At 65.7% G+C, this 15009-nt stretch carries 12 protein-coding genes and 1 riboswitch; of the genes, 3 read left to right on the forward strand and 9 right to left on the reverse strand.

Annotated elements, in window-relative coordinates; translation table 11 throughout:
• Positions 1-256 precede the first annotated feature (256 nt).
• The 8 genes from ubiD to ACIQ09_RS18850 form a co-directional block, all read right to left on the reverse strand.
• Positions 257-1729 carry a 4-hydroxy-3-polyprenylbenzoate decarboxylase gene (gene ubiD / locus ACIQ09_RS18815; protein WP_398313387.1) on the reverse strand — a complete coding sequence of 491 codons (1473 nt, stop codon included), beginning with the start codon at positions 1727-1729 and terminating at the stop codon, positions 257-259.
• A gap of 104 nt (positions 1730-1833) precedes the next feature.
• Positions 1834-3162: a TolC family outer membrane protein gene (locus tag ACIQ09_RS18820; protein WP_398313389.1), complete on the reverse strand. Its 1329-nt coding sequence runs from the start codon at positions 3160-3162 to the stop codon at positions 1834-1836.
• 29 nt (positions 3163-3191) lie between these two features.
• Positions 3192-3515 carry a rhodanese-like domain-containing protein gene (locus tag ACIQ09_RS18825; RefSeq protein WP_398313391.1) on the reverse strand — a complete coding sequence of 108 codons (324 nt, stop codon included), beginning with the start codon at positions 3513-3515 and terminating at the stop codon, positions 3192-3194.
• A gap of 12 nt (positions 3516-3527) precedes the next feature.
• Positions 3528-4181: a protein-L-isoaspartate O-methyltransferase gene (locus tag ACIQ09_RS18830; RefSeq protein ID WP_398313393.1), complete on the reverse strand. Its 654-nt coding sequence runs from the start codon at positions 4179-4181 to the stop codon at positions 3528-3530.
• Between the two features lie 110 nt (positions 4182-4291).
• Complete coding sequence (locus ACIQ09_RS18835) at positions 4292-7441, reverse strand: efflux RND transporter permease subunit (RefSeq protein WP_398313395.1); 3150 nt, start codon at positions 7439-7441, stop codon at positions 4292-4294.
• 5 nt (positions 7442-7446) lie between these two features.
• A complete protein-coding gene (locus ACIQ09_RS18840) occupies positions 7447-8550 on the reverse strand; it encodes an efflux RND transporter periplasmic adaptor subunit (RefSeq protein ID WP_398313397.1) in 1104 nt (367 codons plus the stop codon).
• Complete coding sequence (locus ACIQ09_RS18845; RefSeq protein WP_398313399.1) at positions 8547-9197, reverse strand: TetR/AcrR family transcriptional regulator; 651 nt, start codon at positions 9195-9197, stop codon at positions 8547-8549. The genes ACIQ09_RS18840 and ACIQ09_RS18845 overlap by 4 nt, the downstream gene beginning before the upstream one ends.
• Before the next feature lie 101 nt (positions 9198-9298).
• Positions 9299-9751, reverse strand: coding sequence for a hypothetical protein (locus tag ACIQ09_RS18850; RefSeq protein ID WP_398313401.1), 453 nt, complete (start codon positions 9749-9751; stop codon positions 9299-9301).
• 151 nt (positions 9752-9902) lie between these two features.
• On the opposite strand from ACIQ09_RS18850, the gene ACIQ09_RS18855 reads away from it, so the two are divergent.
• The gene (locus ACIQ09_RS18855; protein ID WP_398313403.1) at positions 9903-11351 is read left to right on the forward strand and encodes a PLP-dependent aminotransferase family protein; all 1449 of its coding nucleotides are present in this window, start codon (positions 9903-9905) and stop codon (positions 11349-11351) included.
• 82 nt (positions 11352-11433) lie between these two features.
• Complete coding sequence (locus ACIQ09_RS18860; RefSeq protein WP_398313405.1) at positions 11434-11823, forward strand: Hpt domain-containing protein; 390 nt, start codon at positions 11434-11436, stop codon at positions 11821-11823.
• A gap of 100 nt (positions 11824-11923) precedes the next feature.
• On the opposite strand, the gene ACIQ09_RS18865 is transcribed toward ACIQ09_RS18860, so the two are convergent.
• The gene (locus tag ACIQ09_RS18865; RefSeq protein ID WP_398313407.1) at positions 11924-13396 is read right to left on the reverse strand and encodes a carbonic anhydrase; all 1473 of its coding nucleotides are present in this window, start codon (positions 13394-13396) and stop codon (positions 11924-11926) included.
• A gap of 148 nt (positions 13397-13544) precedes the next feature.
• Positions 13545-13646: riboswitch (TPP riboswitch) on the forward strand.
• Positions 13647-13687: 41 nt separating this feature from the next.
• Here ACIQ09_RS18865 and thiC point away from each other — a divergent pair.
• The coding region (gene thiC / locus ACIQ09_RS18870) for a phosphomethylpyrimidine synthase ThiC (RefSeq protein WP_398313409.1) at positions 13688-15009 on the forward strand (1322 nt) is incomplete at its 3' end.

A 15009-nucleotide genomic window follows, 5' to 3' on the forward strand; every position in this document is an offset into this window, starting at 1 on the left:
ACCGGGGTGGCCGGGTCGCCTTTCTTGCCTTCTTCTTTGGCGAAGCAAAGAAGAAGGTCGCCCGCCGGGGCGAATTCCCGGCCAATGTAACGCCAAGCAACGGAAAGCCCGTAAGCAAGAGCTCAAGCCTTACCTGCCGGGGCGAAAACGCTTTCCACAAACGCGAGCATAGCCAATGAACTCGACCCCACGGGCCCTCCAATCAGCCCCGGAGGCAACTTCGAATGGCCCAATCAAGTGATCGGGCCCTGGCCGCTCAGAGCCCGAGCTCGCCCCACATGGCGTCCACCCGTTTCTTCACATCCGCGTCCATGACGATGGGCGTACCCCACTCGCGCTGGGTCTCGCCCGGCCATTTGTTGGTGGCGTCGAGGCCCATCTTCGAGCCCAGACCGGCCACCGGACTGGCGAAATCCAGGTAGTCGATGGGGGTGTTGTCCACCAGGGTGGTGTCGCGGGTGGCGTCCATGCGGGTGGTCAGGGCCCAGATCACTTCCTTCCAGTCGCGGATGTTCACGTCGTCATCCACCACGATGATGAACTTGGTGTACATGAACTGGCGCAGGAAGCTCCAGATGCCGAACATCACGCGTTTAGCGTGCCCCGGATACTGCTTCTTGATGCTCACCACAGCCAGTCGATAGGAGCAGCCCTCGGGGGGCAGGTAGAAGTCGACGATCTCGGTGAACTGCTTCTGCAGCAGGGGCACGAAGACTTCGTTGAGGGCCACGCCGAGCATGGCCGGTTCGTCGGGCGGCTTGCCGGTGTAGGTGCTGTGGTAGATCGGATCGGGCCGGCTGGTGATGCGCTCGATGGTGAACACCGGAAACTGCGACTGCTCGTTGTAGTAGCCAGTGTGGTCGCCATAAGGCCCCTCCAGGGCCATTTCGCCCGGATGGATCACGCCCTCGAGCACGATCTCGGCCGACGCCGGCACCTGCAGATCGGAGCCGAGGCACTTGACCAGCTCGGTCTTGGCGCCGCGCAACAGGCCGGCAAACTGGTATTCGGAGAGGGAGTCAGGTACCGGCGTAACGGCACCGAGGATGGTGGCTGGGTCGCAGCCCAGCACCACCGCCACCGGGAAGGGCTTGCCCGGGTTGGCCTTCTGGAACTCGAGAAAATCCAGCGCACCGCCCCGGTGGGCCAGCCAACGCATGATCACCTTGTTGGGGCCGAGCACCTGCTGGCGGTAGATGCCCAGGTTCTGACGGGTCTTGGTGGGCCCGCGGGTCACCACCAGCCCCCAGGTGATCAGGGGTGCCACGTCGCCGGGCCAGCAGTGCTGGATGGGCAGACTGGCCAGATCCACGTCCTTGCCCTCCTTTACCACCTGCTGGCACGGGGCCGACGACACCACCTTGGGCGACATGTTGAGCACCTGGCGGAACACCGGCAGCTTGTCCCAGGCATCCTTCAGCCCCTTGGGCGGCTCCGGCTCCTTGAGGAAGGCCAGCAGCTTGCCCACCTCGCGCAGAGCGCCCTGCCAGTCGTCACCGCTCACCCCCATGCCCAGCGCCACCCGCTGCGGGGTACCGAAGAGGTTGGCCAGTACGGGCACGGAATGCCCCTTGGGCCGCTCGAAGAGAATCGCCGGGCCGCCGGCACGCAGCACCCGGTCGCAGATCTCGGTCATTTCCAGGTGAGGGTCGACCTCGACGGAAATCCGTTTGAGCTGGCCCAGACGTTCCAGTTGGAAGATGAAGTCACGCAGGTCTGTATAGCGCATGGGGCGACGAATTGAGTGAATCGAATGGATGAAAAGGAAAGGGCTGCAAAGCAGCCCCGTACCTTACCTGAATCCGGCCCGCCGCAACCCGGCAGGCCCCGGTCTCAGTCGAGAAGTGCGTTGATGGCCTTGATATCGTCCTCCACCAGGGAGCCCGCAGCCGCCTTGAGCTTGAGCTGGGCCATCAGCGTGTCGTAGCGGGCCTTGGCGAGCTTCTGGCGGGTGTCGTAGAGCTGGCTCTGGGCATTGAGCACGTCGATGTTGATGCGCACGCCCACATCGTAGCCGAGCTTGTTGGCGTCCAGGGCCGAGGCCGAGGACACCTGGGCGGCCTCGAAGGCCTTCACCTGGGCCAGCCCGCTGGTGACGCCGAGGTAGGCCTGGCGAGCATTCTGGGCCGAAGTACGGCGGGCGTTGTCGAGATCAGCCGCGGCCTTGTCGCGCAGGGCCGCAGCCTCGCGCACCCTGGAGCTGACGGCGCCGCCCTGGAAGACAGGCATGTTCAGTTGCAGCCCCACGACGGCAGAACGGGTGTCGGTATTGATGAAGTTGGCCAGGGCATTGGCCGTGGCACTGTTGCCATAGGAGGCCACCACATCGACGGTGGGCAGATGCCCGGCGCGGTTGCGTTCGACCTCGCGGCCGGCAATTTCGCCGGCAATCTGGGCGGCCTGCACCGACAGGTTGCTGCCCTCCGCGGCGCTCACCCAGGACTGGATGTCGGCCGGCTCGGGACGGCTCAGGGCCACGCCCTTGCGCAAGCCCTTGAGCGCATCCGGCTCCTTGCCCGTGAGCACCAGCAGGGCGTGGCGCTTGACGGCCAGATCGCTCTCGGCGGCAATCATCTGGGCCGACGACAGATCGGCGCGGGACTGCGCCTCATGCACATCGGTGATGGTAACGGTGCCGACCTCGAAACTCTTCTTCGCCAGAGCCAGCTGCTGGGTGTTGGCCTCATAGAGGGCGCTGACAGCGGCCAGGGTGTCCTGGGCGCCCAGCACGTCGAAATAGGCCTGGGCGGCGCGCAGGGTCAGGTCCTGCCGAGCCAGCTGATACTGGGCTTCGGACAGCGTGGTCTGCAGCTCGCCCTGCTTGTACTGGACCCAGTTCTGCCAGCGGAACAGGGGCTGGGTGAGCTGGGCCTGCCAGCCATTGCTGTTGTAGCCACGGGAAACGTCGGGGTTGAGGTGCTTGAGGGTGAGGTCGTTCCAGGTGGTGTTGCCCGTCACGGACAAGGAAGGCAGCAGCAGCGCCCGGCCCTGGGGCAGCTTCTCGAGACCGGCCTCGCGGGAGGCCCGGGCCGAGGCCAGGGCCGCATCGTAGGCCAAGGCATCGCGGTAAACCTGCTCCAGGTCTGCCGCCATCGCGCCCACTGCCGTCAGGCCCGCAACCAATCCCAGTACAAGCGCCACAGGTCGCGCAATCCGTCTCATCAGCTTCTCCGTCCGTTGGTTCGAGTGCATCAGTACTGGGGCATGGACGGATCGACCTGCGCCGCCCACTGGGCCACCCCGCCGGCCAGGTTGATCAGGTTGGAAAAGCCCTGGCGCTCCAAGAACATCGCCACCTGCATGCTGCGCCCGCCGTGATGGCAGATCACCACGATCTCGGCGTCCGGCTCGAGCTCCTGCACGCGCGCAGGCACGCTGGCCATGGGCATCGGGATCGAGCCGGGAATGGCGCAATGCTGAAACTCGAAGGGCTCGCGGACATCGAGCAGAACGGGGGCTGCGCGGCCCTCGTCCTTGAGCCAGGCGGCCAGCTCCGGGGGGGTGATCTGCTTCATGGACTCAATCGCTCAGAACTTGAACTCACTCTTGCGCGGTGCATTGCGCATCATGGGCACAGCGTTTTCAAAAATGGACTCGGTGCGGTACTGGCCTTCGGCCACGCAGGTGACCAGCTGGGCGGTCATCAGGCGCTCGTCACCGACGAAGGCAAACAGGCGACCACCGACCTTGACCTGCTGCAGCAGGGACTCGGGGATCTGGGGCACGCCGCCGGACACCACGATCAAGTCGTAGGGCGCGTTGCTGGGCCAACCACAGATCGCATCGCCCTCTTCGACGATGACGTTCTCGACGCCGTAGCGCTTGAGGTTGTCATGGGCCATGTTGACCATGGCGGGCTCGATATCGACGGTGCGCACCCAGTCGGCCTTGGCGGCCATCAGGGCGGCGAAGTAACCGGAGCCGGCGCCGACTTCGAGCACCTTGTCGGAACGCTTGACCTGGATGGCCTGCAGGATCTTCCCTTCGATGACCGGCACCAGCATGCTGCCGCCATGACCAAGGGGGATTTCGGCCTCGGACAGGGCCAGCGACTTGTAGGCCTCCGGCACGAACTCCTCGCGGCGGATGCTCATCAGCAGGTCGAGCACGCCGAAGTCCAGCACCTCCCAGGGGCGGATCTGCTGCTCGACCATGTTGTACCGTGCTTGTTCGAAATTCATTGTGTGACTCCCGGGTAAATATTAGCACATGCTAATATTGGTGATCTGCATGCCTGAGCGATTGCCAAAAACTTTCGAATTTTAGCGTACTTGGGCACGGCTTAGATCATTCACGTCGCCATCTTGCCCGGCTCGCGCTTCACCCGGTACCACGCGGCATACAAGGCCGGCACAAAGAGCAGGGTCAGCAGGGTGGCCACGATCAGCCCGCCCATGATGGCCACCGCCATCGGCCCGAAGAAGGCGCTGCGGGTCAGGGGAATCATGGCCAGCACCGCCGCCGCCGCCGTCAGGGCGATGGGGCGCAGGCGGCGTACGGCCGATTCGACGATGGCCTCCCACAGGCTCAGGCCCTTTTCCACGTCCTGCTCGATCTGGTCCACCAGGATCACCGAGTTGCGCATGATCATGCCGAACAGGGCGATGGTTCCCAGCATGGCCACGAAGCCGAAGGGCTTGTTGAAGAGCAACAGGAAGAGCACCACCCCGATCAGCCCCAGGGGCGCCGTCAACACCACCATGGTGGTGCGCGAGAAGCTGCCCAGCTGCACCATCAGCACCGTGAGTACTACCGCCAGGAACAGCGGGAAGCCAGCGTTCACCGAGCTCTGACCCTTGGCACTCTCCTCCACCGCGCCACCGGTTTCGATGCGATAGCCGGCGGGCAGGCGGGCCCGGATGGGCTCCAGCAGCGGCAGCACCTGGGCGGTGACCGTGGGCGCCTGGATGCGGCCGTCGTAGATCTGGCCGCGCACCGAGATGCTGGGCTCACGGTTGCGGCGCCACACCAGGCCGTGCTCGTAAGCATGGCTCACCGTGGCCACTTGGCCGAGGGGCACCGACTTGCCCGCCCGGGTGGGGATGGACAGTTCGCTGATCAGCGACAGCTTGTCCCGCTCCACGGCGTCGGCCCGCAGCACCACGTCGATGGACTCGATGCCCTCCCGGTAGCTGGTGGCAGCCAGGCCGCGCAGGGAGGTGTTGAGGAAGTTGGCCACATCCTGGGTGGTGATGCCGAGCAGGCGCGCCTTGTGTTGATCCACGTCCACCTTGAGCACCTTGGACTGCTCGTGCCAGTCCATCTGCACATCCGACAGGTTGGCGTTGCCGCGCATCACGCCGGCGATCTCCTCGGCGTACTGACGCACCGTGGGGATGTCCGGGCCGCTGATCCGGAATTGCACCGGAAAGCCCACCGGCGGACCGTTCTCGAGCCGGTTGATGCTGGCGCGCAGATTGGGGAAATCCTGCTTGAACAGGGTGATCATGCGCTCGCGCAGGGCCTCCCGGGCCGGCACGCTGTCGGTCAGGATCACGAACTGGGCAAAATTGGCGGCCGGCAGCTGCTGGTCGAGGGGCAGATAGAAGCGCGGGCTACCGGTGCCCACATAGGCCACGTAGTTGGTGATGCCTTCCTCCTTGTTGAGGACGGCCTCCACCTTCTCGGCCTCGGCCTGGGTGGCCCGCAGGCTGGACCCTTCCGGCAGACGGAGGTCGATCAGCAGCTCGAGCCGCGTCGAGCTGGGGAAGAACTGCTGTTGCACCGAGCCGAAGCCCACCATGGCAACGACAAAGATGACCAGGGTGGTGCCGATGACCAGCCAACGCCGGCGCACGCAAGCATCCACCAGCGCGCGGAAACGGTTGTAGAAGGGGGTGCGGAAGACGGCATCCTCATCCCCTTCCAGAATGTGCGGGTCCCCCAGGCCGATACGGTCCTTGAAGGCATCCAGGCGCGGGAAACGGGTGGAGAACCAGCTCGCCTTCTTGGGCCCGCGGGGGTCGGGCAGCAGCACGTAGCCCAGGTAGGGCACTACCACCACCGCAGCCAGCCACGAGGCCAGCAGGGCAATGGCGTTCACCTGGAAGATCGAGCGGGTGTATTCACCGGTGGACGACTGGGCGGTGGCGATGGGCAGAAAGCCCGCCACCGTGACCAGGGTGCCGGAGAGCATCGGGCCGGCCGTGCTGGTATAGGCAAAGGCAGCCGCCTTGGAGCGCTCCCAGCCCTGCTCCATCTTCACCAGCATCATCTCCACGGCGATGATGGCGTCGTCCACCAGCAGGCCGAGGGCCAGGATCAGCGCGCCCAGGGAGATCTTGTGCAGGCCCACATCGAACAGGCGCATGCCGAAGAAGGTCACCCCCAGCACCAGCGGAATCGACAGGGCCACCACCAGGCCCGTGCGCAGGCCGAGGGAGAAGAAGCACACCACCAGCACGATAATCACCGCCTCCGCCAGGGAGTGCACGAATTCGCTGATGGAGCGTTGCACCGCCTCCGGCTGGCTGGCCACTTCAACCAGCTCCATGCCCACCGGCAAGCGCGCCTGGATGCTCGCCGTGGTGGTCTTGAGGTCGCGGCCGAGGGCAATGATGTCGCCCCCCTTGGCCATGGACACGCCCAACCCCAGGGCGTCCTGCCCCTGGAAGCGGAAGCGCGGCGCCGGCGGCTCGACAAATCCGCGGGCCACGGTGGCGATGTCGCCGATGCGAAACTCCCTGCCACCGGCCCGGATGCGGGTCTCGCGGATCGCCTCAACCGTATCGTAGGCCCCGCTGGGGCGCAGGTAGATGCGTTCGTCGCGGGTCTCGAAATAGCCGCCCGGGGCCACCGCGTTCTGGCGCGCCAGGGCATCGGTCACCGTCTGCACGTCCAGCCCCAGGGTGGCCAGCTTGGTGTTCGACAGCTCCACATAGATGCGCTGCTCCTGCTCACCGATCAGATCCACCTTGGCCACGCCGGACACCCGCAGCAGCTCGGCGCGGATGCGGTCGCTTTCGGCCTTCAGTTGCGCATAGTTGAAACCGTCGCCGGTCAGGGCGTAGATGTTGCCGAAGACATCGCCGAACTCGTCATTGAAGTACGGCCCGCGGATGCCGGCGGGCAGGTTGCCCTTGATGTCGCCGATCTTCTTGCGCACCTGGTAGAAGACTTCCGGCACTTCCTTGGCGGGCGTCGAATCCTTGGCGACGAAGAGCACGACGGATTCGCCAGGGCGCGAATAGCTGCGGATGGTGTCCACATAGGGCACTTCCTGCAGCTTCTTCTCGATACGGTCGGTGAGCTGCTCCTCCACCTCCCGGGCCGACGCGCCGGGCCAGTCGGTACGCACCACCATCACCTTGAAGGTGAAGGGCGGATCTTCGGACTGGCCGAGCTTCTGGTAAGACAGCACGCCCACCAGGGCCAGGGCCACGATGAGGTAACGGACGAGAGGCTGGTGGCGCAGGGCCCATTCGGAGAGATTGAAACGCATCACCCTCAGCTCCCTGCCGCAACGGCCGGTGCCGCGGCCTGCATGGCACGCAGGGGCTGGCCGGCGACGATCTTGTGCACACCGGCGGCGGCGATGCGCTCACCCGGCTTCAGCCCGTCGGCAATCAGCACCCCGTCCTCACGAAACTGGCGCACCGTCACCGGGCGCAGCAGGGGCTTGAGCAGATCGCCCTCCGGTTGCAGCACCCACACGCCGCTGCTGCCCTGATGCTCGAATACCGCACTGGCCGGCACCAGCAGGGCGCCGGCGGCGGCCACCGCATCGGGCAGGATGACGTTGGCCGTCATACCCAGCTGCACCGCCGGGCTCGCCTCGAGAATCGTCACCCGCACCGCGTAGGTCCGGGTGGCGGCGTCGGCACTGGGGGCAATCTCACGCACCCGGCCCTTCAGGGCCACATCGGGGCTGGACCACAGGCGCACCTCGATGGCCCCGGCCTTGCGCAGGGCCGCCAGGCGGCTCTCCGGCACGGCGATCAGCACCTCGCGCTCACCGTCCCGAGCCAGGCGCATGACTGGCGCCGAATCCTTCACCACCTGGCCGACTTCGGCCGCCACGGCGGTGATCACCCCGGGCTGGTCGGCCATGAGGGTGGTGTAATCCTTTTGATTTCCGGCCACCGACGCCTGGGCCCGGGCCTGCTCGACCCGCGCGGCGGCCGACTTGAAGGCCGACTCCTTGGCATCCAGCACACTGCGGCTGACGAAGTTCTTGCCCACCAGATCCCGGTAGCGCTCCACCTCGGCCTTGGCAAAGGTGTATTCATTCTGCGCCGCGGCCAGCTGAGCCCGGGACGCGTCGGCATTGAGCCCCGCATCGGTCGGGTCGAGCCGTGCCAGCACCTGCCCCGGCTTCACCACCGCCCCCACATCCACCCGGCGCTCAATGACCTTGCCGCTGATGCGGAAGGCCAGATCAGACTCATGGCGCGCCCGCACTTCCCCTGCGTACAGGGCGCCGGCGGCCACCGGCGTCAGGGCCAGGGTATGCACCACCACGGGCCGCGGCGGCTCGACCACCGGCTCGGGTTTGGAACAGGCGGCCAGCACGGCCATGGCGAGAACGCCGACAAGGAAGCTGCGATTCATGGGCGGGACTCCGGCAGGGGGGCAGCCCGCAGGCCGCGAAAGATCATCTCGAAATAGGTACTGAAGTAGGCCTCGGGCAAGGTCCGGGTCACTTCGCAGCAGGACATGGAGTTCTTCCACACGGCCTGCATCAGCAAGGGAAAGAACACCAGCTGGCGCACCGTCTCCACGTCCATGTCGCGGAACACGCCGCGCTCCACGCCTATCGCGTAGGCCCGGCCAAGCAGGGCCATCCAGCGCACGATCACGGCCTCATGGTGGTAGCGGGCGACATCCGGAAAATTGCCGGCCTCGGAGATCATCAGCTTGCAGATGCCCCCCAGGTCGGTGGAGCCCACCTTGTCCCACCAGCCCTGCAGGATCTCCCGCAGCAGGCGCTCGGGATCGTCCTGCAGCGTCTCCAGCTTGGCCTCAAACTCCTTGAAGAGGGGTACCACGCCCTCCTCGATGACCGCCTTGAAGAGCGCTTCCTTGCTGTCGAAATACAGGTACAGAGTGCCCTTGGACACCCCTGCCCGGGCCGCCACCTCATCCAGGCGCGTGGCCGCAAAGCCCTTCTCGATGAACAGGGATAGGGCCGCCGCGGCAAGCTCGGCCGGACGGGCCTCTTTGCGACGCTGACGACGGACGGTTTCGACGAGGCTCATGGCGCTCCATTAAATTACTAACTAACCAGTCAGTAATTTAATGGAGCGCCCGCGGCTTGTAAAGACGCTGTCGACACAAACAGCCCACAGACCCCCGCCCCTCAACGCAGACTCAGCCGACCGCCTGCGGGCACCAGAAACGCCGCCCCCAGCAGGGCTTCATAACGCCGCTCCCCGCTGGTCACCAGCGGGCGCCCCCCCAACCCGGCCTCCAGCCACTCCGGCCGCAGCCCTTCCGGCAGCGCCCAGTGCTCTAGCAGCCGGCCGCTGTAGGCGTCATGCACATCAAGGCCACGCTCCCCCAGCATCCACACCCGCCGCCCCTCACGCTGCAGGTGCACTGCCAGCAAGCGCCCACGCCCGTCCGTGCGCAGGGTAGCGAGGGGCGTGACGCCACGGCTCAGGTCGAGCACCTGCACCGCGCTTCCGCCAGCCTGACTCACGAGCACCCACTTCAGGTCGGGCGCCTCAAGCAAGACGCCCCCCGCGGCGAGCGCGCCAGCCGGGCCGGCGAGCACGAGGGCAAACACACACATAAAGACACTTCGAAACATGACAGGACTCCCCACGGGAAAGGTGACAAGACCTGACAATATCGGACAATTTTTAGCCCACACAGATACACTATTCAGACAAAACACCTTTCCGTACCGGCCATTCCAACCCGATTGGCACGGCCCGGCGACCGATACACCGGAGCGCTCCATGCTGCAGATTGTCCTTTCCGCCGACAGCCCCACCCCGCTGGTGGACCAGATCGTCACCGCCATCCGCACCCGCATCGACGACCGCATCCTGCGCCCCGGCGCGCGCCTGCCGCCGATCCGCCAGTTTGCCGAGCAGTACGGGGTCTCCCGTTTCACAGTGGTCGAGGCCTACGACAGGCTGGTGGCCCTGGGGCACCTGCAGTCCCGCCGGGGCTCAGGCTTCTACGTGACCAATCGCCCCCTCCCGGTCCGCGCGGCCCAGTCCGGCGACACAATGGAGCGGACCATCGACGCCGCCTGGCTGATGCGCGAGATGGCCGAGGACGGCCCTGACCGCATCCTCGCCGGCGCCGGCAGCCTTCCGCCGGAGTGGCTGGATGAAGCCGGCGTACTGCGCGCTCTACGCACCCTGAGCCGGCGCAGTGACGTGCGCCCGGTGAGCTACGGCTCCGCCCAGGGCTACGCCCCCCTACGCGCCCAGTTGCAGGTACGGCTGGCCGAGATCGGCATCGGCGCCACACCCGACCAGATCATGCTCACCTACGGTGTGCACCAGGCCCTCGACATCGTCTGCCGTTACTTTCTGAAGCCCGGCGACTGCGTGCTGGTGGACGACCCCGGCTACTGGAACCTGTTCGGCAACCTGCGCTTGTATGGCGTGGCCCTGCTGGGGGTGCCGCGCACCCCGGAAGGCCCGGACGTGAAGGCCCTCGAAGAGATCCTCGCCCACCACCAGCCACGCCTGTTCTTCACCCACTCGGTGCTGCACAACCCCACCGGCTGCAACCTGTCCCCGGCCAACGCCTTCCGCGTATTGCAGCTGGCCGAGAAACACGACTTCATGGTCGTGGAGGACGACATCTACGGCGACATCGCCCCCGACGCCGCCACCCGCCTGGCCAGCCTCGACCAGCTCTCCCGGGTGATCTACACCGGCAGCTTCTCGAAGACCATCTCGGGCAACCTGCGCGTCGGCTTCCTGGCCTGCCGCCCCGATCTGGCCCACCTGCTCACCGACGTGAAGATCGTCTCAATGTTGTCGTCAGCCGAGCTGTCGGAACAGCTGATCCACCAACTGCTCACCGATGGGCACTACCGCAAGCTGGTGGATCGCCTGAAGGGGCGCCTGGCCGAGGCCACTGGCCACACCCTGCGCCTGCTCGAACGGGTCGGGCTGCAGCCCGATCCGGAACCCGCCGGCGGGCCCTTCGTCTGGGCGCGCATCCCCGGCATAGCCGACAGCTCCGAACTGGCACGCCGCGCAGCCCGGGAACACATCCTGCTCGCCCCCGGCAACGTCTTCCGACCCCAGAATCAACCCTCGGGCTTCCTGCGCTTCAATGTGGGCTTCTGCAACCACCCTCGACTTGAGCGTTTTCTCGATGAAGCCCTCGCCGCCGCGGCCGAAGTGCCAAACATGTCACACCCCGAGTTCAGACAAGCTTAAAGATCTGCGAGACAGGCCCGTTAATGGACAAATCGCGTCCGGGCGACGCCCTTTCAACGTGCCTGCCTTGAGGAGCCTCATCGTGATCGAACAGACACTGCCCGCTCCATGCGGGGTAACAAGTCCACTGTCCGAACCGCTGGTCGACTGGCTCGGCCTCGAAACCCAGTTCCGAGGCAAGACGCGTTTTGTCACCGGCCTGGCGGAAAAGGCCCTGAAAAATTACCGGGCGAGCGCAGAACGCCTGCACAGCCTTGCTGCAGGCAACGGCGAGTACGCCGACATTGCCTTCCTTGCCCACAGCATCAAGGGCACCGCCGGATCCCTCAAGGCCGCCCGGGTGCAGGCCCTGGCCAGCGCAACCGACTTGGCCGCACGTGCGGCACAGCCGGACAGCCGCTCCCTGGCCCGTGAACTCGCCAGTCTGCTGGAACACCTGATCGTCGAACTCGAAGCCCGCGTACAGGGCTGACAAACGCCGGCAACCGGGCAACCGCCTCAGATCACCCGCTCAAATGCAAACGGCCGACCCCTCAGGGTCGGCCGTTTGCCTGTTCATCACCCACAGTGCGTCAGCGTGATTCCTTGATCAGACGCCCGCGGATCGACTGCACCGGCCGGGCATTCATGGGATACAGCCGGGAGAAGATGGCGATCTGCTCGGCGGACACCTGGGCCGGCTGCTTCATCACCATCCACATCACCCCCTCGCTGCACGGCGGCGTGGTGAGGGAGCCCATATAGGTATAGTAGCTGCGGTTTTCTGGCAGCAACTGGTTGAGATCGATGGCCACGCCCTCGGGCGAGTAATCGGAATGCTTCTCGAGGGGCAGGTTGTTCCACAGGGTCTGCATCACCGGATGGGCCTGCCCCCGCTCCAGCAGCACCGCCACCACCGCCAGCCGGCCGTCCAGATCCTTGTGCACCAGGTGCACCACCATGTCGAAGCCCCTACCGTTGATGCGCTCCTCGGATGGGCGATGGAAGTGGAACTGGACCAGATCGTACATGCGCCCCATCACGGCAATCGTGTTGCCCGGGCCCAGGTTCACCTGGATGGTGTGGCCATTATCGACAATGCGGAAATTCGACGGCCGGTAGTCAAAACGGATCGGCTCCAGTTCAACCTTGATGCCATCGCGGATGTCGATCGGTGACTGCCGTTCGCCCACATTGCACAGTTGCCATTCCGGCTTGAGCGTGCCCCAGTTGGCCGGAGCGCCCTCCCCTTCGTAACTCCAGTGGATCTCGTGGTGGGCCAGCGGCGTGCCGGGCGCGCCGGCGCCGTGGGCCGCATGGGCTTCACCCTGCACCACTGGCGAACGCACCACCCGGGGCCGCGGACGCGGCGGCGGCACATAGGCCGGCACGCGACGCACTTCAGGCGGAGGTGCCTCGGCATGGACCGGTTTCTCCGGCACGGGATCGGCCTTGGGCGGCGGCGCGGGCTTGTCGATGAAGTTCTTTTTGATCGGAATGGCCGGCTCTGCGTCATGATCGGCCTTGCCTTCGGAGACCTTCGTGATGGCTGGCTTTTCTGCCCCCTTGGCCGGTCGATAGTCAGCCACCCGCAAATCCTGCTTGCCGCCCTGAGCCACCTGGGCAGCCTTCGAGGCGTTCATGGCCAGCTGGGAGATGTCTTTCGCCCCACCACCGGCAGGCTTGCACACGTCCCGCCACAGCTTCTCGTCCACGCTGCCTGCAGCCACCGGCATGTCTTTTTCAACCTTGACCTTCTCGTCCTTCACCACGGTCGAATCGGCATCCAGATACACCCGCTTGATGGTGGCGAAAGTCTGGTTGCGGCAGTCGTAGCGGTTGAGGGCCTTGACGGTGGTGTAGCCCGCGGTCTCGGCCTCGGACTCGGCCAGCACAATGCGCCCCCAGGCCACCTTGGTGCCCGGATCGGATTGCAGGATGCTGGCCCGGTCGAGCTCGATGGTGCGCTTCTTGTCGGAAGCGATCATCTGCCAGTCGGCAGCCAGTACGGACGACGAGCCTGCGAGAACCAGCAGGGCTGCGAGGGGATGCATGCGGAAGCGCATGTTTGCTTCTCCGGGAAAGATGCGGGGCCCGTATGGGCCAGATGCTCCCTATTTCGGCGGCCGGGGCCGAAAGCTTTAGAGATTCCCCTCGATTCGCGAAAAATCCCGCCAAATCTTGCGTTTACCTCCCTCTTCCAGTACTTTCCAGCCCATACGTTAGGGGTGCCGGTGCGCGCGATCGTCCGGCTGAGACTTACCCTCCGAACCTGATCCGGGTCATGCCGGCGTAGGGAAACGTGGCTCCTGCCGCCTTTCCCTCTCGCTGGTGGCCCTCCTCCCCAAGGAGCCTTCATGAACGCCACCGACAAATTCCTCGCAGCCTCGGCCCATGTGGACGAAGCCGCGGTTGCCCCGCTGCCCAACTCCCGCAAGATCTACATTGAGGGCTCCCGGCCCGACCTGCGCGTGCCCATGCGCGAAGTCTCCCAGGCCGACACCCCCACCGGCTTCGGCGGCGAGAAGAACCCCCCGATCTTCGTCTACGACTGCTCCGGCCCCTACACCGACCCCGCCGCCCGCATCGACATCCGCTCCGGCCTGCCCGCCCTGCGCCAGCGCTGGATCGAGGAGCGCGGCGACACCGAGCAGCTGCCCGATCTGAGCAGTGAGTTCGGCCGCGCCCGCGCCGCCGACACCAAGCTTGACGAGCTGCGCTTCCCCGGCCTGCACCGCAAGCCGCGCCGCGCCGTGGCCGGTGCCAACGTCTCCCAGATGCACTACGCCCGCCAGGGGATCATCACCCCCGAGATGGAGTACGTGGCCATCCGCGAGAACGTCAATCGCGCCGCCTACCTGGAGAGTCTGCGTGCCACCGGGCCCATGGGCGATAAGATGGCCGCCCTGCTTGGCCGCCAGCACAAGGGCCAGGACTTCGGTGCCTCCATCCCCGCCGAGATCACCCCGGAGTTCGTGCGCTCGGAAGTGGCCCGCGGCCGCGCCATCATCCCCAATAACATCAATCACCCCGAGTCCGAGCCGATGATCATCGGCCGCAACTTCCTGGTGAAGATCAACGCCAACATCGGCAACTCGGCCCTGGGCTCCTCCATCAATGAGGAGGTGGACAAAATGACCTGGGCCACCCGTTGGGGTGGCGATACGGTGATGGATCTGTCCACCGGCAAGAACATCCACGAGACCCGCGAGTGGATCATCCGCAACAGCCCCGTGCCCATCGGCACGGTGCCCATCTACCAGGCCCTGGAGAAGGTGGATGGCAAGGCCGAGGAGCTGACCTGGGAGATCTTCCGCGACACCCTCGTCGAGCAGGCCGAGCAGGGCGTGGACTACTTCACCATCCACGCCGGGGTGCTCCTGCGCTACATCCCCATGACCGCCAACCGCATGACCGGCATCGTCAGCCGCGGCGGTTCGATCATGGCCAAGTGGTGTCTGGCCCACCACAAGGAGAGCTTCCTCTACACGCACTTCGAGGAGATCTGCGAGATCATGAAGGCCTACGATGTGGCCTTCAGCCTGGGCGACGGGCTGCGTCCGGGCTCGATCTACGATGCCAACGACGAGGCCCAGCTGGGTGAGCTGGAGACCCTCGGCGAGCTCACTGACATCGCCTGGAAGCACGATGTGCAGACCATCATCGAGGGCCCGGGCCA

The sequence above is a fragment of the Zoogloea sp. genome (assembly GCF_044344315.1).
In the GTDB taxonomy this organism is placed as follows: Bacteria; Pseudomonadota; Gammaproteobacteria; order Burkholderiales; family Rhodocyclaceae; genus Zoogloea.

Bases quoted from the DNA above. Each gene is read 5' to 3' on its own strand.
- ACIQ09_RS18850 (WP_398313401.1), bottom strand. From the start codon at position 9,751: ATGTTTCGAAGTGTCTTTATGTGTGTGTTTGCCCTCGTGCTCGCCGGC.
- ACIQ09_RS18830 (WP_398313393.1), bottom strand. From the start codon at position 4,181: ATGAATTTCGAACAAGCACGGTACAACATGGTCGAGCAGCAGATCCGC.
- ACIQ09_RS18835 (WP_398313395.1), bottom strand. From the start codon at position 7,441: ATGCGTTTCAATCTCTCCGAATGGGCCCTGCGCCACCAGCCTCTCGTC.
- ACIQ09_RS18865 (WP_398313407.1), bottom strand. From the start codon at position 13,396: ATGCGCTTCCGCATGCATCCCCTCGCAGCCCTGCTGGTTCTCGCAGGC.
- ACIQ09_RS18845 (WP_398313399.1), bottom strand. From the start codon at position 9,197: ATGAGCCTCGTCGAAACCGTCCGTCGTCAGCGTCGCAAAGAGGCCCGT.
- ACIQ09_RS18855 (WP_398313403.1), top strand. From the start codon at position 9,903: ATGCTGCAGATTGTCCTTTCCGCCGACAGCCCCACCCCGCTGGTGGAC.
- ACIQ09_RS18840 (WP_398313397.1), bottom strand. From the start codon at position 8,550: ATGAATCGCAGCTTCCTTGTCGGCGTTCTCGCCATGGCCGTGCTGGCC.
- ACIQ09_RS18825 (WP_398313391.1), bottom strand. From the start codon at position 3,515: ATGAAGCAGATCACCCCCCCGGAGCTGGCCGCCTGGCTCAAGGACGAG.
- ubiD (WP_398313387.1), bottom strand. From the start codon at position 1,729: ATGCGCTATACAGACCTGCGTGACTTCATCTTCCAACTGGAACGTCTG.
- ACIQ09_RS18820 (WP_398313389.1), bottom strand. From the start codon at position 3,162: ATGAGACGGATTGCGCGACCTGTGGCGCTTGTACTGGGATTGGTTGCG.